Here is a 20,456-nt window from a genome sequence, read left to right as displayed (position 1 = left end):
TTATTATATTTTTTTCTGTTTCCTTGATACAATAAAAGCGCCTAGTAATGTGATAACAAAAGTAATAAACGAAACAACTGCTCCCATTACAAATCCTGGGGAAGTATACTTTAATTCGATTGTATGCGTTCCTTTTTCTAAATCTAATCCAAGGAATGCATCATTTAATTTAAGTAACTTAGCTTCTTTACCATCAACTGTTGCCTTCCATCCTTTATCATATGGAATAGATAGGAATAAATAGTTATCTTCCTTCACATCAATTTTTCCTGATACCGTACGACTTGTGTAATTCTTTACATCAAATGACTGTTGTTTCAGTACATTTACTCGCTTATCAAATGCTTCTACATCAAGTCCATAAAATAGTTGTTGTTCCAACTCAACGTAATGACTACTTCCTTTGACTTCAACTTCAACCTCGACTTTTTCATTATCAAAATATCCTAAATCTAAAATACCATTGTTCCAATAGTAACGAGGATATTCAGTGAATTTTTTACCAAGTGATTTTCCATTTACATATACTTTTGTAATATCAGTTGGTTCCACACGTAATTTTGTATACAATTGTTGCTTACCTTTTACATCAAATGTATATTTAATACTTGCTTTTTGTCCATCCTGCTGTTTAACCAATTCGATTGGCTTTTGATTTGTTTGAGCTATTTTTTCAGTTTCAGCCTGTAGATCTTTTTTCGTTTTCTCTCTCGTTTCTACAACTGCTAAATTATTATATTCTACAGAAAGTGGATTTAACGGTTGGTAATAACTAACTTGTTGCCCATCTAATTTACCAATCAATTCGTTTTGCTTCTCAAAGGAATTTGTATAGTTGATTCTTTGTACTTTCAACTTATCTTTTCCTTTAACATCAAATTCATCTTTATTTACCATGTATCCGAACGAAAGCGCATTTTTATTCTCATATACATAATTGCTTCCAACATGATCGATTTCAGACCATCCGTATTTACTTAAAGGTTGATCAGAAATCATATATTTTACACCAAACAAGGCATCAGTAGAGAGAATCCCTTTACCATTTTGTAAAATTAATGCCTCTAGATACCCATAACCTAAATCTTGCATGTATAAATTCAAGTGACCATTTGCCACAGAATTGAAGTGTGTTACGCCCTTATATCCAAAACGTAGCGCATCATTCCATGTAACACCTCTTGTCGTTTCCATGCGATAAAGCCCCTTGTCCTGTTCGGCTACTTTCTGAATGGTCTCTTCATATTTTGGATACGGCGAAGCATATTCTTGACGATTAATATATCCGTATTCATAACCCATTAACTTAACCATGTATACTGTATTAGCTGCTACATCTAGCCCCACTATAGCGAATAAAGCCAAAGAGATAATCGCTTTATTTTTTCGCAAGCGAACTTTTCCAAATAACAATAATGCATACATAATGATTAAAAAGGCATTAATTACAATCTTATTTGACTGCATATAACTTGGTGCAACTTTTCCTAATAATAGCAGCATAAATATATTAAACAATACAACCTTTTTTAAAGCTGGTATTAATTCTTCTTCGAATACCATAAACGTTCGAACTGCTACATAAATGAGTACAAAGGAGAATGTAAATGAATAACGATACGGGAAATTCGTTGGTGGCTCAAAACCATGCCAAGCGATATTTAAAAACGGAATTTCAAAAGAAAGGATTAGGAATAACAGTACGCTTCCATATACAATCTTTTCTTTCAATGAAATTCTTTTTGTAATAAAGAATAATGGAATGAGTAATACAGTTAAAACACCTGCATAAACGTTTGGCATTCCATTTACTGTCGTATCAATTACGCCATTAAAGAATCGTGCATAAAAATCAAACGGATCAAAATTAAATGCTGTAGAGAATGGAATCTTAGTACGTTCAACAAAGTTGCTCTTTAAATCCATGTATGTTGGTAGCGTAATAAATGCAGACATTCCACCTGCCAATCCTGTTCCAAGACAGAACCATAGGAACCTTTGCATTAATAATTTTATATTTCGAATATCGTAAAGCACACAATAACGTGCTACAAAGTAGATAAATGTAAAAATCCCTACCATAAAGGAAATATAAAAATTCGTAATAAATGTAAGTGCTAAACTAAATGTGAATAACACCCATTTTTTTTCTGTAACTAGCTTTTCAATACCTAACATAATAAGGGGTAGTAAATAAATGGCATCTAACCACATTACACAGAAAGAATATACTGTTACAAATGACATTAAGGCATAAAAAGTTGAGAATAGCGTAATAGCAATTTCACGACGCTTCATCATATGACTTAAATAATATGTCATTGTAAAACCAGCTAATCCTGTTTTTAATAACGTCATTAACATAATCGCTTCTGGAATATGCGAACGATCAAACAGGACAATGAGTAGTGAAAAAGGACTAGCTAAATAATAAGCAAATACTCCAATGAAGTTTAACCCCATTCCACCTTCCCAACTATAAAATATACTTTTTCCATTTTTAAACACATCATATAAATACGTGTAAAACTGCACATATTGTGTGTGTAAGTCCGTTACAAGGATTGATTTTTCTCCAAACGGTGCAACACCCAGTAAAATAAAAACTACACCATAAATAGAAAAAGGAAGTAAAAAAGCAAAAGTATATAAAAACTTCCTTTTCTTAAACAAATCTAACAGAGCTTGCATTATACTCCTCCATATCATTCTTCATTAATCATTTATTACCAAATTCTATGTATAAAAAACAATAGCCGGCATAGAGCCAAGCCATTGTTTTTTATATATTTTGACCGTTTTCTATATCGGTCTTCTTTTTAAAAATAATATATTTACTCGCAAAATAATTAACAACCACAACAATAACGTTTGCAATAATTTTTGCTACTAAATCATTCATACCTAGCCATTCAATTAAAACAATCATGGATGCGATATCAATGAAATACGATACAATACGGAATCCCATAAAGTAGACAAACTCTTTTACTACGTGAGCAAAACTTGTTTGTTGACTGTTAAATACATACTTCTTATTTGTAATATACGCAAACAGTACCGATACAATCCAAGCAATTGTTGTTGCTATTTTGTAATCCATTCCAATTAACGTTGCACAAATAAAATACGTCACAATGTTGATTAACGTCGTTAAACCACCGAAAAGTAAATAGTTAAAGATTTCTTTCGCTTTATTATTCACACTTCTAATCCCCTAGTGATTTGATTTTACTTTACGATCTTCTACGCTGTATAATTTCGCCATGTTTTGATCGCCATCGATATTCGTTACTTTATCATCATTATATTCATCTACAAAATATAGCGGACGTTGTTTTGTTTCATTGAAGATACGTCCTAAATATTCCCCAATAATACCGATGGAAATTAACTGTACACCACCGATAAATAGAATAGCTGTCATCATAGATGGATATCCACTTACTGACTCACCATACATTAGCGTCTTAATAATAATCCAAATCATATAGATAAAAGCTAAGAATGAAACAGTAAATCCCATGAACGATGCAAGGCGCAATGGCGCTGTTGTAAAGGATGTAATTCCTTCAATAGCAAGATCCATTAATTTGAAATAGTTCCACTTTGTTTCACCTGCAGCACGAGGGTCACGATCGAATAAAATTTCTTTCTTATTATAACCAATCCAGCTAAACATCCCTTTTGTATAACGCTGCGTTTCACGAATTTTCTTTAATGCCTCAACACAACGACGGTCTAATAAACGAAAATCCCCTGTATTTTCTTGGATCGGAATTCTTGTTGTTTTCTTTAGCAAGCTGTAAAATTTACCAGCTGTCCATTTCTTCGCCCATGATTCACCTGAACGAGAGCGTCGTTTTGCATAAATATCATCATACCCTTGTTCCCAGTACTTAATCATTTCAGGGATTAATTCTGGTGGATCTTGTAAATCAGCATCAATGATAATTACTGCATCTCCAATTGCATGATCCAGACCCGCAATCATTGCTGTTTCTTTCCCAAAATTTCGTGATAAGTCTACGTACGAAATACGCTTATCATTCACTCTAAATTCCTTAATAATATCTAACGTACGATCTTTACTTCCATCGTTAACAAACAAAATTTCAAAGTTATAATTTGGAATGCCTTGAAATACCCCTGTTAAACGACTATATAATTGATCTAATACCTCTTCTTCATTATATGCCGGTACCAATATAGTAATAGTCTTCAAAAAAGGTGCTCCTTTCTTTTTCAAGCCTGCTCATAAAGAACATCTTATAAGCACAGATTAGACATAGTAAACTGGATGTTTATCTTAGAATACCTCTTTCTCCAATTCACTATGTCTAACCTCACATATTTATAAATAAGTTAATTTTTCACAGTATTTTTTTGTCCGTTCACAATTTCTTCCATGATTGCTAATAAATCATCTTTTAACTCTTCATGTTGTAACGCCATTTCGATTGTTGTTTGAATAAAGCCTAACTTCTCTCCAACATCATAACGCTTTCCTTCAAAATCGTATGCAAACACACGTTGGATTTCGTTTAGCTTTTGGATTGCATCTGTTAATTGAATTTCACCGCCAGCACCAATATGCTGCTCTTCTAAGAAACGGAATATTTCTGGTGTTAACACATAGCGCCCCATAATTGCTAAGTTTGAAGGTGCCTCACCTAGAGCCGGTTTTTCAACAAATTGCTTCACTTGATAACGGCGACCCTCTTTTTCTAATGGGTCAATAATACCATAGCGATGCGTTTCATTTTCTGGAACAGTTTGCACACCGATCACAGATGAAAGTGTATGCTCATACTCATCGATAAGCTGTTTTAAACAAGGTTTTTCAGCTTGTACAATATCATCACCAAGAAGAACAGCAAATGGCTCATCGCCGATGAACTTACGAGCACACCATACTGCATGTCCTAAACCTTGTGGTTCTTTTTGACGAATATAGTGAATATCTACCATTTTCGAAGATGCTTGTACTTTTTCAAGTAAATCATATTTTTTCTTCTCTAATAAGTTTTGCTCTAATTCAAATGCATTGTCGAAATGATCTTCAATCGCACGTTTTCCTTTTCCTGTAACGATAATGATATCTTCAATACCAGCCGCTACAGCTTCTTCTACGATATATTGGATTGTTGGTTTATCAACAATTGGTAACATTTCTTTAGGCTGTGCCTTTGTAGCTGGTAAAAAACGTGTCCCAAGACCAGCTGCAGGAATAATAGCTTTTCTTACTTTTTTCATGCTTATAACCTCTTTCTCTCATCTTTGGTATATATTCATATTTGTCCAAGCAGTAGTTATTTTTATTATTTTTCCCTTATCAAACCATATTTATGGGATACATTCTTATCCAAATGAGTATAACTTTTATACTATATATCTATCAATTTTCTTATTAAACTAAAGTTTTTTACATGTTAACTTCTTCACTAACTGCAAAAGACACTTCGTACAAATTCTACATGATTGTCTCTTTATTCGTCAAGGTTACTTATTAATCTCTCATGTGCTTCTCCTTATTCTCTACTCATGAGCCCCTTTTTTTACTGTATCCTTCGTACAATTGGTCCTAAAAAGCGTAGCGAATCTGACAAATATGGACTTATTTCCTTTTGCAAAAAAGCTAAATAAGTGCATGTTAATAAACATGTGAACGGCCACGTAAATATATATCTTTAAAATTATATAATTTAATTTTTTTTACCATAACAATTTCAAATTATACGTAAACTTTTACTAAACTCTATTTTTTATTTTGAATATAGTAACGACCTAATAATACATAGAATAGGAATAACATGGCTATGAAGTAACTCATTCCTTCTGGTGAATCCATCAAAATATTGATTGAGACCGCCGTAACAACTAAATGCCATACACTTTTTGCATCTAGACTAATGTTATACATTATATTACCATCTACGAATTCTTCTATTAATGAATTGTTAAATATATGTGAAAGTACACATACGATTACAATGATCATTAATACAAGATAATGTACTTCAACAACAGGTGAGAATAACAGCATAAGCGCTGTAACGAGGACAAACTCCAACGAGCTGTCTTTTTTACATTTTCTAATAACTAGAAATGTAATTGCTAATAGTATTACGACATACACAAGGTGAGTTATACTCATTGAATCGTGTGGGAAATATGTCTTTAATACTCCTTTAAATGAGCTATCCCAAGGTGCTCCACCATGCATTTCATTAATTCCATTTACAACAAACAAATCATTTGTTACATATTCCCAAGCTACATTCCATCCAACTATAGCAATAGTAATCCCTGATGTAATAATCGTTGTAATCACAGCGCTTAAAAACACCTTCCACTCTTTCTTATATAGGAAGTATACAAGAAAAATACCCGGTAGTAATTTAAAACTAGTAGCAAAAACAATCGGAATCCCTGCCAACCACTTATGTTTAGATTGATAAAAATAATATGTTAAACATACTAAAAAGAAGATTAAACGATTGGATTGTCCCCAATAAAAATCAGCAAATACTGGATAAATAATAATAGCCGCAGAAAACAAGAGATACTTTACCCCTTTTGCCCTTCCTTTATACGCAGCTTGTATTACGAAACATACACCTAATATGAATAATATGCTATTGAACATGGTCCATAAAAGGCGTGCTTTTTCATAAGGAAATGCTGCGAACCACGAAAGAAATACAGCGAACTGTGGTGGATACATATAGTATCCTAGTGCACCTTTTGTTTCACCATATAGTTGACGAAATGTCTCCATTTGATGGTCCAAATCATACATCATGCTTATAGCATTATCATTCCAAATTGTATGAAATGCATAGTAAAAGAAATGAAAATCATCAAACATCCACCCTAACATTGCAGGCTCTTTATAAAGTAGCCATAGGACTTGATATCCTAGCGAGTACCCAATTGCCCCTAACAAACATATTAAGGAGATAACCTTAAACATTTTCTCACTTATTTTTATATTTACCATTTATTCTCCTCCAAAGCATTATTATGAGACCCATAAAGAAGGTGACATAAGAAAAGCAGAAATCCAGTATATTTCTGCTTCGCTTATGTCACCTATTTAATTATACAGTTACTTTCTGTTTTTCTTCTTTTTCTTTATGAGTTAATAATTTTCGCTTCATTTTTTCATTTTCATGCTGATAAATAGCTATAACTTGCGTCAATTCTTTAATTCGAATGGAAGATCTCGAAACTACAACAGTTAAGAAAAATAAAACACATGTTACAAAAAGGAATCCCAAAAAGAATAGCGCATTTATCGGTGTAGCAACTCCCAATAAATATGAAACCACATCAATTGATTTTGGGAAAATCCCAATCATTAAAATACCGATTAACACTCCATACCATGTTAATACATATTTCAATTCCAATTTTTCTTTACGGACTAGGTTTGTAAAAATAATTAATCCTACTATAACTCCTAAAATAATTAATATTTGAAGGCGAATTGTCACGAAGCATTCTCCTTTCTTTTAGGTTTTAATCGATCAATTGTAATCGCAAGTGTTACTTTAATCATATAGTAAATGGCTTTGTAATTTACTATTGAAGATGTCCCGCCCATTCTTTCTCGCATAAGTACTGGAACTTCTTTTACTTCATAATTTTTTCTAATTACAGCAACAATACTTTCCGGCTCTGGATAGTCTTTTGGATAGTACTCACAAAATTCATTAGTAATTTTACGATTTACCATTCTAAATCCAGAAGTCGCATCCGTTATTCTCTTTCCAGATACAATTTTGATTAATTTTTCAAAGAAACGAATCCCAACTCTTCTAGTAAATGAAGACTGGAATCCTTCTTTATTAATAAAACGTGAGCCAATAACCATATCTGCTCCCGTATCTTCCATTTCTTTAAGAAGGGCTCCTAAATAGGCCGCATCATGTTGTCCATCACCATCAAATTGTACCGCAACATCATATCCATGGCGCTGAGCATACTTATAACCAGTCTGCATGCCTCCACCAATTCCTAAATTGATCGGTAAACTTACATAATTAAAATTATTATCTTTACATATTTGCTCTGTATCATCTTTTGAGCAATCATTGATAATAACATAATCAAAATCTGGAGCATTCTTCTCTATATCCTCTACAACGTGTATTAAGTTCGTTGATTCATTGTAAGCAGGAATAATAATCAACTTCTTTTTTAACAATTGGAATCCCTCACTCCACTAATTTTAATAAAAATATCCTAGCATAAACACATTTGCATACAATAGCATACAACATGCTAATCTGGCTGAGCGTTGCGCTGTTAACTCTGAGTGTTGTTTCACATTCATTCTTTCATTAAAGATGAACAATACAATTGGAATGACAGGTAAGAAATATCTTCCTTGTAAACCGCTAATGAAATCTGCACCAACTTCAGACCATGTTAAATATAAGCTTAACATAACTAGCCCAACTACACTTGTAATTGTGATTATAAAGACTGCATAATCGAAGTTACGTAATTTAAATCCATCTTCGCTATAATCAAAAATGGCTGTCATTACAAGTCCTATCATACTAATAAGCACAATACCACTCATTAAATGAGTTACCCATCCAACTTGATTTAGCATGTTCATCCACATGCTCATTCCACTTTCAAATGTTCCAAAGAAAGCTTTCATTACTTCAACTGGATGCTCTAGTATAAACTTCAATTGACTAACAGGATTAATTTTTTCATTTGGATTAATAGTTCCCACAAATTTCATTACGAATAGGTTCCAAGAACTCATTATCAAACCTGGTATTCCTGCCAGTAATAAAAATGACATAACACCTTGCATTTTTGTACGGAATAAATCCCTTCCAATAAACGCAAAAATCAAGAATGATAACGGCCAATACGTAAATTTACATAATACTATTAAGATTAATAAAACAATTGGAATAATAAAATCTTTAATTCCTAACGTATTCTTTTCAGAACGCATAAGCTTCTGCAACATTACAGCAATAAACAGGTAATTTAACCCCATCAGCATTGCATCTGCTGAAAACGACGCACCCAATGATACAAACAATGGAAATGCCGCTAAAAATGCTAACGTATTTTTCAACCTTGGAATAATTTTTATCGCAAGAGCACTCAAAGCAATATACACAGCTAAATTAAAAATCCTTCCTAACATTAGCGCACTAAAAGCTTTTAGCCCCAATAGATTAGCAATAATTAAGCCAAGAGCTTGTGGAATATAAGGAATTGGTGTATAAACAGCTGTTGTGGGTTGCTCTACAAAATTCGTTTTATCTGCAAATGTATAGGTATCCCAAATATCACTCTTAGCCCTATCGTATCTTTCGCCATTTGCCAATAACCCATAAGTTGTTTCAAATTGATTCGGGCGTGGCATATCATCAATATTCTCTGGTAAGTTAACGCCCACTTTATCTCCCTGTTTTGTAGAGAGAAGATTCCCTAAGCTAATATCATACGCTTTTGCAAAATGGAAGTTTTCATCAGTTGCCTCAAAAAGTGGATTATTGAAACTGAACATAACCCCCATTATTCCGGTAACAACGACAAAATTTTTAACTGTGTTATTACCAATAAGGAATAAAGCTAATAAAGTAGCTAATGCGGTAACAACTGCTTTTCCAACCTTAAACCAATCAAGTTGATCATATGCTACCTTTGCAGCTATCGCTTGTCCACTTTCTTCTTTACCATTAACAGTCAGCTTTTCATCTGGAGACAATGATGCCCCTGTACGAATAGTAACTTTTTCGCCATTTTCAGCTTCTACTATTTTTACTTTCAAGACAGCATCTTTATTTATGTCTTTTTCAATAGGAATTATAATACTGCTCTTAAAATGAGGATCCTTAATATAATTTTCTCCGCCCCATGTTTTTAAATCGACTCTTTCTTTACTCACGATTTTCCCTTTAGCCGAGAGCTCATACTCTAACACAGCGTTTTTATGATAACTTTCACTTGTAAGAGGTAACAGCAAATGCTTTGGGTTTTCACCTGCAAAATGAATCTCTTGACGCACTTCTTCACCTTGCGCTAAATCAATCATCTTATATTTGCTATAAACAAGACTCTTATTTACAGTGTGTATAGGTCCCGTCAAAAACACATATAAAACTGCACAAAAAACTATAAAAAAAGATAAAAATATCTTTTTTCTTCCTATCATGCTACAAACACCTCGATTATATTATTTTCTAAATATCGGCATACAGTAGATGCACGAAAAATGACTTTTACTGAATGCAAAACACAATAATGCCTATAATAATAATCAGATTTCCGAATATCTTCCTTCTCGTTATTTTTTCACCAAGAAAATACCAACTGAATATTAAAATAAAAATATAACTAAGCGATTCAATAACAGGCGCTTGTTTTAATGGAACACCTTTCAAGGCAATTACATTTAATCCAGCGTTAATTACAAATAAAGAATATCCTACAATTACGTAGCGATTTACATATTCCTTCCACTTTGTATCATAATTCGATAATGTTGCCTTCTTTAATAAAATTTGCGAATAGTTTGCTAAAACAACTCCAAAAATGTAAAGCAACACAAATTTATTCATCTTTTACCACCACGACAATCCCTATAATAATAATGACCGCACCAACCAAATTATTCCATTTTATTGTATCACCGAAGAACACCACTGACCATAATAGTCCCCATAAAATAATGACTCCCCGATGTGAATACGCTTTAGATATTTCAAATGGTTTAATAACTTGCTGCCAAATAATTGCGTATCCAAATAAAAGAATTACAAGAATCATGTAGGCAATAAAAAAAGAAATTGATCCAACTGAAAAGTTTGCCGCCCATTTCATATACACCATTATGATAGAGTATAAAAAAAAGGCAACATGTAAAAATATATAATGCTTCATTGATGCTTTCATACACTCAACTCTCTTTTTTTAAAATTGATAGTTATATCATCACTTTTTTACAAATTGTCATTTTTAGTTTATATACACACGAAACAAATTTTAACATAATTGATCCAAAATTTCATTCTGAACTTAATTAAATGCATCTACTGATTGCGTCCAATTTGTGACAATAAAACCAACTACTGATAAAAATTCGAACAAGAAAATTTACTCCAAGTTTCAAAAAAAAAAGCATGAGCACCTAACGCTCATGCTTTTTTAATATATTATTGAACTCGGTTCATAATATCATTCTTTATACTTTCAAGTTTTTCTTCACTATGTTGTAGCGTACTTCCCTGCACCCCAAAATAAAATTTGATTTTAGGCTCTGTCCCAGACGGACGTAAACAGAACCAAGAACCATCTTCAAGGTAATACTTTAACACATTTGATTTTGGTAAATGTATTTCCTCTGTTCCATCCCCTATAATTTTTGTTCTCAAGCTTGCTTTATAATCTTCAGCAATTGTAACTTTTAAACCAGCTACTTCTACAGGACAATTTCCACGGAATGTTGTCATCAAGTTTTGAATTTGTTCTGCGCCATCTTTTCCTTTTAAGGTCAATGACACAAGTCCCTCACGGAAATAACCATGTTTTTCAAACACTTCAAGCAATCCATCATACAATGTCTTTCCTTGCGCCTTATAATATGCTGCAACCTCACATGCGAATAAAACAGATTGAACAGCATCTTTATCCCGACAGAATGGCTTAATTAAATAACCATAGCTTTCCTCGTAACCGAATTGGAATTCATATTGTCCGCTTTCTTCATACTGCTTAATTTTCTCGCCAATAAATTTAAATCCAGTTAACGTATCAACTGTATCTAAACCGTACGCTTTCGCAATTGTGCGACCAATTTCAGACGTTACGATTGTTTTTAATACAACACCGTTCTCTGGAAGCGTTCCGTTTTCTTTCTTTTGAGATAGTAAGTAATCAAGCATTAATGCACCTGTTTGGTTACCAGTTAACACTTGGAACTCACCATCATGATTGCGAACTGCTACTCCTAGACGGTCTGCATCAGGATCAGTTGCGATTAACACATCTGCGCCAATTTTTTCACCGTCACGAATTGCATACTCAAACGCTGCGTGCTCTTCTGGATTCGGTGATTTCACTGTAGAGAAGTTTGGATCTGGTAACTCTTGTTCTTTTACAACCGTTACATCTGTAAATCCAACTTCTTCTAAACCACGGCGTACAGAAATATTTGATGTTCCGTGTAATGGTGTAAAGACGATCTTTAAGTCCTTACCAACCTTTTGCACCATTTCTTTATTAATAATGACATTGTTCAATTCTGCTGCATATGCATCATCTACTTCTTGTCCAATAATATGTAATAAACCATTAGCTTTTAATTGCTCCACGTCAGCTACTTCAACTGTTAACTCATCTTCTACTGCATTTACATAGCTAATTAACTCATCAGCTTCTTTTGGAGGCAATTGTCCACCATCTTCACCGTATACTTTATACCCGTTATATTCAGGCGGATTATGGCTTGCCGTAAGAACGATTCCACTTACTGTATGTAAATGACGAACTGCGAAAGAAAGCACTGGCGTTGGGCGTAAGCTTTCAAACACATATGTTGTGATACCGTGGGCACCAAGTGTTGCAGCTACTTCCATTGCAAATTCAGGTGATTTATGACGAGAATCATACGCAACAACAACACCACGTGCTTTTGCTTCCTCTCCTTGTTTCTCAATAAATTGAGCTAAACCTTCTGTCGCCTTACGTACTGTATATACGTTCAAACGGTTTGTTCCAGCACCAAGTTCACCACGCATACCGCCTGTACCAAATTCTAAATTTTTGTAGAAACTGTCTTCAATTTTCTTTACATCTTGTTTCATTTCCTCTAACTCTTGTTTTAACTCTATATCCAAACTAGCAAATGTATTCCAGCGTTCATATTCTTTTTTCCATTCCATTTTAAATTCTCTCCTCTCAATCAAACACAATTTAATTATATGGTGAAAATGATATTTTCCTCAATACTATATTTAATACTCACAAAAACTTTTACATTAAATGTATAAAACAGCACCTCTTATGAATACTTTTTGTATAAATTGAAAAGCTATACATAAATAAATATATTCTCGAATAAGGTGAGGTACAATGCAAGAATGGGCGCTTAAACCAGAAATACAACAACATATCCAAGAGATTATCAAAGATATTTCCCTTGCACTTCAAGATATGCAAAACACATTAGAGAACAATGATAAATGCCTTTTATGTAAAGTCGAAGATATACATAAATTACTATTACAAATTCAATCAACAACCGCTTCTTACTATCTCAAAACATATTTATCACCATATACAGATTGCTATATCCAACTATTAACTGCAATCAGGCAATTATCTCAAAAACGCCATGGAGCTCTTATTATTATAGAAAGAGAAAAATCATTAGAAGCATATATCCAATCTGGTATAGAAATTCAGGCTCATTTAACAGTTCAGTTACTAGAATCTATTTTTTACCCTGGAAACTCACTTCATGACGGTGCTGTTCTTGTAAATAATAACCATATTATATCAGCAGCAAATATACTACCCTTATCGCAACAAGCTTTGACATCCAATCGAAAGTTGGGAACACGTCACCGCGCAGCAATTGGACTCTCTGAAGTCAGTGATGCACTTATTTTTGTTGTATCTGAGGAAACTGGTATAACGTCATTTGCCTTAGATGGAACCTTATATACATTTTCATTATGAAACATATAATACACTTATATTTCCTCGCATAGCAGGAATTTTCTTTCTGCTAATTGAAGTGTATGGGAACAGGGAGGCGATATGCTAGCCATGAAGAACATATTACAGCAATTTATTACAATACTCTTCGTATGCTTCACTTTTACAGGTTGCATCGATACGAATAATTCGAAAGACATTTCCTATCAAAATCAAGAAACAGAAAAAGGCATAAAAAAGGCAGTTTGGAATCAACTATCCAATCAAGAAAAGCAATATATTATCGGTGATTGGGAAAATGCAACAATGATCAAAACAATATTGCATAAACATAATAGCCGTCAATTCAATGAAGAATATGAAGGGAGAAGTGTCTACCTCGTGCATTTCCCATCTGATACGTCCTATCCCAAAAACGTTGAAGTGTACGTCGATATCGATACAAATAAAATTGTCGGATATAATCAATAAACTATTAAAAAATGACCTTCGAACGAATCTACGATTCATTTGGAGGTCATTTTCTTTGGATCAAACTACAGGATAAATGTTTAAAACAAAATAATAATTTATATGGAAAATCTTCATAAAAATATTCAGTTATCAAAAACTTACTTCTCATAGTAATAACAATGCAATTATCTTCTTTGCTATTATTTCATTTATGATTGCTTATAAGTTGTAACAACCATTCACCTTTATCTTTTTGCTTATTCTCCATCACTAAACCTTTCAACAAACGTTGCAAGTGTACGTACCATTGCACCTGTTGCTCCAGCTGGCCCTAAATCATGCGCTCCTGACGTTTCAGATGTTCCAGCGATGTCTAAGTGTACCCAAGGTGTATCTTCAGCAAATTCACCTAAGAATGTACCTGCCATAACCGCATGTCCTTCGCGGCCTGGTGAGTTATTTAAATCGGCAAACTTACTGTTTCGAACGCGTTCTTTATCACGATCAAAAATCGGTAATTGCCAAATTGATTCATCTGTTTCCATAGACGCCTCTAGCACTTGCTCAAACAACTCTTCATTGTTTGTCATTGCGCCTGTCGTATGATTTCCAAGTGCAACAATTACACCACCTGTTAATGTCGCAACATCAATAAGATAGTTTGCACCTAGTTTTCTCGCATACGTAATACCGTCAGCTAACGCTAGGCGACCTTCTGCATCTGTATTTAATACTTCAATTGTTTTTCCGCTCATAGATGTGATTACATCGTCTGGCTTAAATGCTGTACCACTTACAACGTTATCCGTTGATGGAATAACAGCGATCACATTTTGCTCTGGGCGAAGTTCGCCGATGATTTCCATCGCACCTAAAACAGCAGCTGCACCGCCCATATCACCTTTCATACCGACCATACCTTCACGTGGTTTTAAAGAATAACCACCTGTATCGTATGTAATCCCTTTTCCAACGAATCCAATGACATCTGTCCACTCTTCTTTTCCTTTATAAATAAGAGCGATCATTTTTGGTGGCTCACTAGATCCTTGATTTACTGCAAGTAACGCACCCATACCAAGCTCTTCCATCTCTTCTTTCTCAAGAACTTTATAATCCATATCATACTTTTCCGCTAACTCAACAGCATACTCAGCAAGCTTCGTCGCTGTTAGTACGTTTGGCGGCATATTTACTAGTGTACGAGCTGAATTTGTTGCACGTCCATGTACGTAGCCAACTGTTAATGCAGCTTCAATTTCTTGTGCATCTTCCGCTGTAATAGCCGTGAACTTCTCTAACTCTACACGATCCTTTTTATCTGATTTATACGTTTGTAACTCATATGTACCAAGACCTTGTACTTCTGCTGCAATATGAGCTACATCAATCGCATCTAATTTCTCCGTTACGAAAGAATCAAGCAAGATTGCTGCATCTTGTACTTTTGCTGCTTGTAACGTTTTAAACGCCTTACCAAGAGCAGCACGCAACGTTTCTGTCGTGTAAGACTCTTTCTTACCTAAACCAACGAAATAATAACGTTTCACATTTGTTTTTCCTAAACTATGTACTTTTGAAATAGCTTTCTTCTTCGTAGAAAGTTCTTTCTCTTCTAATAAAACTTGTAGTTGTCCTTCAAACGCTTTGTCCAGTTCTTGTACAAAACTACTCGTTTTCTCTTCTTCAAATAAGGCAACGATTACTGCTTCATGGCTTGCTAATTCTTTTTGTACTTGAAACATGTTCAGACCCCCTAAATTTCTCTACTCTGCCTTTATTATAACTTTATTTTCGATAAAATGCGATAATTCTAACTTCTGTTACATCCTCTATAATCCATATTTCTTCTATTTATAAAATAAAAAAGTCTAGCGTAATTACCACTAGACTATCTTTGTTTTAAATATTGACCACGAAACACTTGCATCGTTTCGTCTTGATTTAACATCGTTAACTCTTCTTCTGAAAACTTACCATTTCCAACTTTCACTACATACACATTCACTTTTTTCTTACCCCATTGGCTATAAACATCTTTCACCGTATCATAATACAGATCAAGACGGTTTCCTTTTATTGCACCGCCCTTATCAGCTACTACACCGTACCCATAACCTGGTACGAATAGAATCGTTCCAATTGGGAATACGCGTAAGTCCGCAGCGATTGTGGAATATAAATCCCTTTTCACCTTAACTCCTGAATATGTAATACCATACTCCGGATGTCCCGGTCTCTTACCAGTTGACTCAATTCCCGACGTATAACCTGTTGCAGTCATTTCAATTGAACGATATTTAGACCAGTCGTTTGCCTGCTCTAAAGCATTTATCACTTCTTTACTCGGAGCAACATTTCTCTTAACTTCTGCTGCATGTACTTCTTTTGCACTCGTTCCCTCATATTTCTTTACAATCTCTAATAAAGAAACTCCTGTGAAAGCATTCCATGTTACGCATAATGCGGATACAAGTAAACAAGTCATCATAATGCGAATACAATATCGTTTTAACATTTTTATATTCCACACTCCTTCATCGTTAATCATTCCCTATACGATGAAGGAATATGCAAAAAAATAATCCCCAAATGAATTGGAGATTAAAACATTTGATATCCGCTTTTCCGAAGTTTCTTAATGACAATTCCGGCTAAAGCAGCACCTACTAATCCAGTAGATAGAATAAACACATCTGCCTGCCCTAAATGTGATACACTTGTCCCAAATGAAGAGAATGTTTCTTTCGGCTTTGAAAAATAATCCCACACACTCGCCTTATTAATAATAAGTATACAAACAATCGGATACACAATAACCATTACCCATGTCGCTCGCAATATCATGTTGAGTAAAAATCCAATTCCAAAAAACAAAATAAAAAATAACATCATTGAAATAAGTAGTACTGGTATACTCACTCTTTCTCCCTCTCCTTCGCATGCGCCGTAAATACATGATAGGCTGTATAACCAAATTGCTCTCCTGGATCTAATGTTTTGTTCATCTCAAGATGTAGTTCTGATCTTCCTTCAAACAAATATTTGATAAGTAGAGACGTATTTGGATCGTCCGCAATCGTATCTGGATGTAAAAATGCTACTTCAGACAATTCCTTCTCCTGTACAATAATGTTTTCTCCTTCAGGCTCCAAAAGGAAAATAATCATATTATCACTAATCTCATTGCGAATCACGCCCGATCGAACACCAATGATCCCCTTCACATGAGCGACGATACCTGTCTCTTCTAACACTTCACGTTTCACAGCTTCATCAACCGTCTCACCTTCATTTACAAAACCAGCCGGCAAAGACCATTTCCCCTTTAATCCACTATATTTTTTCTTAACGAACAGCCACCTGCCATCTTTTGTAGCTACTAAGCCACCAACAGCTAGCCATACTTTCCCTCGCTTCTCCATGATGTAATACCCTCCTCTACTAGAACGGACAGAATATTCTTTCTTTTTATATATTATACTATATTTTTAAAATGAAAAAAGCAGAAACAGCTCTTAGCCGTTTCTGCTTTTTCTATTATATATTAAAAGAACTTTAATTTACCTTTTTTAAGAACTAATAAAGGTCCACCTAATAAGAATAGGTAACGGTTATCGATAACTTTCTTCATGAAGGAAGCTTTCCAACCTGTTAACTTTTTGCCCATAACAACGCCCATTGCATCGTCATGACCTAAAGAACATACAGATCCTTTATTGTCGAATGCGAATTTTTTCATTTCGCCTTTACCACGAACTAACACAGTTAAGTTGTGTGCAATGTTGTAACCTTCTTGAATTGCGATTTGTGCCGTTGGTGGGTATGGACGATTAATTTCTTCGTTAATGATTAACGCTGCGTCACCAACCATAAATACATCTTCGTATCCTGGAGCGTGCATGTACTCATCAACTTTTACACGTCCGCGCATTGCTTCAAAGCCAGACTCTTCTACAATACCGTTACCACGAACACCCGCAGCCCAAACTACTGTTTCAGACTTAATTAATTCAGTATCATCGCCGTTTGCAACGATAATACCTTCTTCAGTTGCTTCTTTAATTGCTGTACCGATGCGGAATTCTACACCTTTTTTCTCAAGTTGTTTTACAGCGTATTCTACTAATGCCGGATCGAAACCTGGAAGTGCTGTTGGAGCAGCTTCTACACAGATGATACGTGCTTTTTCACGTGGTACATTATACTCTTTGCAAAGTTCAGGAACACGGTTTGCAAGCTCACCTACGTACTCGATACCAGTAAATCCAGCACCACCAACAACGATTGTTACTAACTCATCGCGCTTTTCAGTTGCATATTTAGCGAAACTAGCTTCCATATGCTCACGAATTTCACGAGTTGCATTAATGTTAGCAATTGAGAATGCATGCTCTTTTAATCCTGTAATTCCGAATGTTTCTGATTCGAAACCAAGACCGATTACTAAGTAGTCATACTCTAGCTCGCCGTCTTTTAAGATGATGCGTTTTTCAGCAGCTTTAATTTCTACTACTGTGTCTTGTACAAAGTTCACTTTATTTGTATCAATAACGTCTTGAATATCTAGACAGATTTTTTCATCTTGTAATGTACCAGCTGCGCTCTCATGTAACCAAGTCGCTTGGTAGTGATAGCTGTTGTTGTTTACTAACGTAATTTCAGCTTCATTTACAGATAATGCTTTTTGCAGACGAACAGTCGTAATCATCCCGCCATAACCTGCACCTAAAACTACGATTTTTGGAGTCTTCACCAAATCACAACCCTTTTCTTTATATAATAGTAATGAAAAATAATACCAAGTACTAAAAACTATATTTGTCAAGAATGTGGAATTTATCACATTCTATATCATAACAAAACGCAGTCAAAAAATCGTACGAATTTTGTCATAGAAATTTAACATAATACTTCCCTATATTAGTCGGTTTTATTCCAGAATTCAAGCGTCTGGAGAATTATCAATATTTTAAAATAACATAGCGTTTTCAAGGGTTTTTCAGCCTTTTTTTCATGTATTTTCCTTTCACCATATTTTATACAATTAAAAAAGCATCTATGCGAAAACTTACACACAATTCAGTCGTTTTCAGAAGTATTATGAACTCAAATATGCTATCATTTATTTGAAAGTGTCATCATTTGCAGGATTTTTGTGTACATATGAACAATATATGAAATCAATATCAAAATTCCATCTATAGGGGGAATGAAAGTGGCAGAAAATCAAAAAGTTTACGACATAACAATTATTGGTGGTGGTCCAACAGGGCTGTTCACAGCATTTTATGGCGGTATGAGACAAGCAAGTGTAAAAATCATTGAAAGCTTACCTCAACTTGGAGGACAATTATCCGCACTCTACCCTGAAAAATACATTTATGATGTAGCTGGATTTCCAAAAGTGCGCGCACAAGAACTAGTTGATAACTTAAAAGAGCAAATGAAAAAATTTGATCCAACCGTTTGCTTAGAAGAAGCTGTTGATACGCTTGAGAAACAAGCTGACGGTATATTTAAACTTGTTACGAATAAGCAAACTCACTATTCTAAATCAGTTATTATTACTGCTGGCAATGGTGCTTTCCAACCACGCCGCTTAGAATTAGAAGATACAGCAAAGTATGAAAAGAAAAACTTACATTATTTCGTTGATGATATGAATAAATTTGCTGGTAAGCGCGTCGTAGTATTTGGCGGCGGCGACTCAGCTGTCGATTGGACAATGATGTTAGAGCCGATCGCTGAAAAAGTTACAATCGTTCATCGCCGTGATAAGTTCCGTGCACATGAACATAGCGTAGAAAGCTTAATGAATTCTCGTGCAGAAGTAAGCACACCGTACATACCAGTAGAACTCATTGGTGATGACAACATTGAACAAGTCGTTCTTCAGCATGTAAAAACAGAAGAAAAAATTATCATCGATGTGGATGATGTCATCGTAAACTACGGCTTCGTTTCCTCTCTTGGCCCAATCAAAAACTGGGGCTTAGATATACAAAAAAACAGCATTCTCGTGAACTCGAAAATGGAAACAAATATTCCTGGCATATATGCTGCTGGTGACATTTGTACATATGAAGGAAAAGTAAAACTCATTGCTTGCGGCTTCGGTGAAGCACCAACAGCAGTAAACAATGCAAAAGCTTACTTCGATCCAAACGCAAAACTTCAACCGATGCACAGCTCTAGTATGTTTTAATATAGAAATGAAAAGAACTCCTTTTACGTAAAAGGAGTTCTTTTGTTATTGTGCTACCGTATCCTTCCAAAATATGTTACAATAAATAAGA

Annotated in this window: 19 protein-coding genes; 3 read left to right on the top strand and 16 right to left on the bottom strand. The window is 34.5% G+C overall.

Annotation, left to right across the window (positions count from 1 at the left end):
* Positions 1-3: 3 nt before the first annotated feature.
* From DN392_RS10895 to DN392_RS10845, 11 genes are all read right to left on the bottom strand, one after another.
* Positions 4-2,691, bottom strand: a complete 2,688-nt coding sequence (locus DN392_RS10895; protein WP_061673389.1) for a YfhO family protein — start codon at positions 2,689-2,691, stop codon at positions 4-6.
* Between the two features lie 91 nt (positions 2,692-2,782).
* Complete coding sequence (locus DN392_RS10890; RefSeq protein ID WP_001060121.1) at positions 2,783-3,205, bottom strand: GtrA family protein; 423 nt, start codon at positions 3,203-3,205, stop codon at positions 2,783-2,785.
* Between the two features lie 12 nt (positions 3,206-3,217).
* Entirely contained in the window at positions 3,218-4,225 is a 1,008-nt protein-coding gene (locus tag DN392_RS10885; RefSeq protein WP_000849659.1) for a glycosyltransferase family 2 protein, read from the bottom strand.
* 140 nt (positions 4,226-4,365) lie between these two features.
* Positions 4,366-5,256: a UTP--glucose-1-phosphate uridylyltransferase GalU gene (gene galU, locus DN392_RS10880; protein WP_000757825.1), complete on the bottom strand. Its 891-nt coding sequence runs from the start codon at positions 5,254-5,256 to the stop codon at positions 4,366-4,368.
* Between the two features lie 502 nt (positions 5,257-5,758).
* Positions 5,759-7,003, bottom strand: coding sequence for a glycosyltransferase family 87 protein (locus tag DN392_RS10875; RefSeq protein WP_000247193.1), 1,245 nt, complete (start codon positions 7,001-7,003; stop codon positions 5,759-5,761).
* Between the two features lie 100 nt (positions 7,004-7,103).
* Positions 7,104-7,499 (bottom strand): DUF2304 domain-containing protein, encoded by a 396-nt coding sequence (locus DN392_RS10870; protein ID WP_000155507.1) that lies wholly within the window; start codon positions 7,497-7,499, stop codon positions 7,104-7,106.
* On the bottom strand, positions 7,496-8,212 hold the full coding sequence (locus DN392_RS10865; RefSeq protein WP_000914144.1) for a glycosyltransferase family 2 protein: 717 nt from the start codon (positions 8,210-8,212) through the stop codon (positions 7,496-7,498). Before DN392_RS10865 ends, DN392_RS10870 begins: the two co-directional genes overlap by 4 nt.
* A 24-nt stretch (positions 8,213-8,236) precedes the next feature.
* The gene (locus DN392_RS10860) at positions 8,237-10,198 is read right to left on the bottom strand and encodes a DUF2142 domain-containing protein (protein WP_000580292.1); all 1,962 of its coding nucleotides are present in this window, start codon (positions 10,196-10,198) and stop codon (positions 8,237-8,239) included.
* 67 nt (positions 10,199-10,265) lie between these two features.
* Entirely contained in the window at positions 10,266-10,604 is a 339-nt protein-coding gene (locus tag DN392_RS10855) for an EamA family transporter (protein ID WP_001032267.1), read from the bottom strand.
* Complete coding sequence (locus tag DN392_RS10850) at positions 10,597-10,938, bottom strand: hypothetical protein (RefSeq protein ID WP_000648045.1); 342 nt, start codon at positions 10,936-10,938, stop codon at positions 10,597-10,599. The genes DN392_RS10855 and DN392_RS10850 overlap by 8 nt, the downstream gene beginning before the upstream one ends.
* 260 nt (positions 10,939-11,198) lie before the next feature.
* Complete coding sequence (locus DN392_RS10845) at positions 11,199-12,926, bottom strand: phospho-sugar mutase (RefSeq protein WP_000454881.1); 1,728 nt, start codon at positions 12,924-12,926, stop codon at positions 11,199-11,201.
* 190 nt (positions 12,927-13,116) lie between these two features.
* On the opposite strand from DN392_RS10845, the gene cdaS reads away from it, so the two are divergent.
* Together cdaS and DN392_RS10835 are read left to right on the top strand one after the other, a co-directional pair.
* The gene (gene cdaS, locus DN392_RS10840) at positions 13,117-13,725 is read left to right on the top strand and encodes a sporulation-specific diadenylate cyclase CdaS (RefSeq protein ID WP_001158730.1); all 609 of its coding nucleotides are present in this window, start codon (positions 13,117-13,119) and stop codon (positions 13,723-13,725) included.
* A gap of 90 nt (positions 13,726-13,815) precedes the next feature.
* Positions 13,816-14,175, top strand: coding sequence for a hypothetical protein (locus DN392_RS10835; RefSeq protein WP_003295594.1), 360 nt, complete (start codon positions 13,816-13,818; stop codon positions 14,173-14,175).
* Positions 14,176-14,414: 239 nt separating this feature from the next.
* On the opposite strand, the gene pepA is transcribed toward DN392_RS10835, so the two are convergent.
* The 5 genes from pepA to DN392_RS10810 form a co-directional block, all read right to left on the bottom strand.
* Positions 14,415-15,902: a cytosol aminopeptidase gene (gene pepA / locus DN392_RS10830; protein WP_048566609.1), complete on the bottom strand. Its 1,488-nt coding sequence runs from the start codon at positions 15,900-15,902 to the stop codon at positions 14,415-14,417.
* A 146-nt stretch (positions 15,903-16,048) separates the two neighbouring features.
* On the bottom strand, positions 16,049-16,675 hold the full coding sequence (locus DN392_RS10825; RefSeq protein WP_000920109.1) for a 3D domain-containing protein: 627 nt from the start codon (positions 16,673-16,675) through the stop codon (positions 16,049-16,051).
* An 86-nt stretch (positions 16,676-16,761) separates the two neighbouring features.
* The gene (locus DN392_RS10820; protein WP_000027007.1) at positions 16,762-17,079 is read right to left on the bottom strand and encodes a YuiB family protein; all 318 of its coding nucleotides are present in this window, start codon (positions 17,077-17,079) and stop codon (positions 16,762-16,764) included.
* Complete coding sequence (locus tag DN392_RS10815; protein ID WP_000415296.1) at positions 17,076-17,582, bottom strand: NUDIX hydrolase; 507 nt, start codon at positions 17,580-17,582, stop codon at positions 17,076-17,078. The genes DN392_RS10820 and DN392_RS10815 overlap by 4 nt, the downstream gene beginning before the upstream one ends.
* A 122-nt stretch (positions 17,583-17,704) precedes the next feature.
* On the bottom strand, positions 17,705-18,913 hold the full coding sequence (locus DN392_RS10810; protein ID WP_000856605.1) for an NAD(P)/FAD-dependent oxidoreductase: 1,209 nt from the start codon (positions 18,911-18,913) through the stop codon (positions 17,705-17,707).
* A 462-nt stretch (positions 18,914-19,375) separates the two neighbouring features.
* Here DN392_RS10810 and DN392_RS10805 point away from each other — a divergent pair, with 462 nt between their 5' ends.
* A complete protein-coding gene (locus DN392_RS10805) occupies positions 19,376-20,365 on the top strand; it encodes an NAD(P)/FAD-dependent oxidoreductase (RefSeq protein WP_000829777.1) in 990 nt (329 codons plus the stop codon).
* Positions 20,366-20,456 lie beyond the last annotated feature (91 nt).

It is taken from the genome of Bacillus sp. BB51/4, assembly GCF_008368845.1.
GTDB classification, from domain to species: domain Bacteria; phylum Bacillota; class Bacilli; order Bacillales; family Bacillaceae_G; genus Bacillus_A; species Bacillus_A wiedmannii.
The sequence above is the reverse complement of the archived record's forward strand: the minus strand, read 5'-3'. Positions and strand labels throughout refer to the sequence as shown.

Bases quoted from the DNA above. Each gene is read 5' to 3' on its own strand.
- DN392_RS10895 (WP_061673389.1), bottom strand. From the start codon at position 2,691: ATGCAAGCTCTGTTAGATTTGTTTAAGAAAAGGAAGTTTTTATATACT.
- pepA (WP_048566609.1), bottom strand. From the start codon at position 15,902: ATGTTTCAAGTACAAAAAGAATTAGCAAGCCATGAAGCAGTAATCGTT.
- DN392_RS10850 (WP_000648045.1), bottom strand. From the start codon at position 10,938: ATGAAAGCATCAATGAAGCATTATATATTTTTACATGTTGCCTTTTTT.
- DN392_RS10860 (WP_000580292.1), bottom strand. From the start codon at position 10,198: ATGATAGGAAGAAAAAAGATATTTTTATCTTTTTTTATAGTTTTTTGT.
- DN392_RS10815 (WP_000415296.1), bottom strand. From the start codon at position 17,582: ATGGAGAAGCGAGGGAAAGTATGGCTAGCTGTTGGTGGCTTAGTAGCT.
- DN392_RS10835 (WP_003295594.1), top strand. From the start codon at position 13,816: ATGAAGAACATATTACAGCAATTTATTACAATACTCTTCGTATGCTTC.
- DN392_RS10845 (WP_000454881.1), bottom strand. From the start codon at position 12,926: ATGGAATGGAAAAAAGAATATGAACGCTGGAATACATTTGCTAGTTTG.
- DN392_RS10825 (WP_000920109.1), bottom strand. From the start codon at position 16,675: ATGTTAAAACGATATTGTATTCGCATTATGATGACTTGTTTACTTGTA.
- DN392_RS10875 (WP_000247193.1), bottom strand. From the start codon at position 7,003: ATGGTAAATATAAAAATAAGTGAGAAAATGTTTAAGGTTATCTCCTTA.
- galU (WP_000757825.1), bottom strand. From the start codon at position 5,256: ATGAAAAAAGTAAGAAAAGCTATTATTCCTGCAGCTGGTCTTGGGACA.
- cdaS (WP_001158730.1), top strand. From the start codon at position 13,117: ATGCAAGAATGGGCGCTTAAACCAGAAATACAACAACATATCCAAGAG.
- DN392_RS10855 (WP_001032267.1), bottom strand. From the start codon at position 10,604: ATGAATAAATTTGTGTTGCTTTACATTTTTGGAGTTGTTTTAGCAAAC.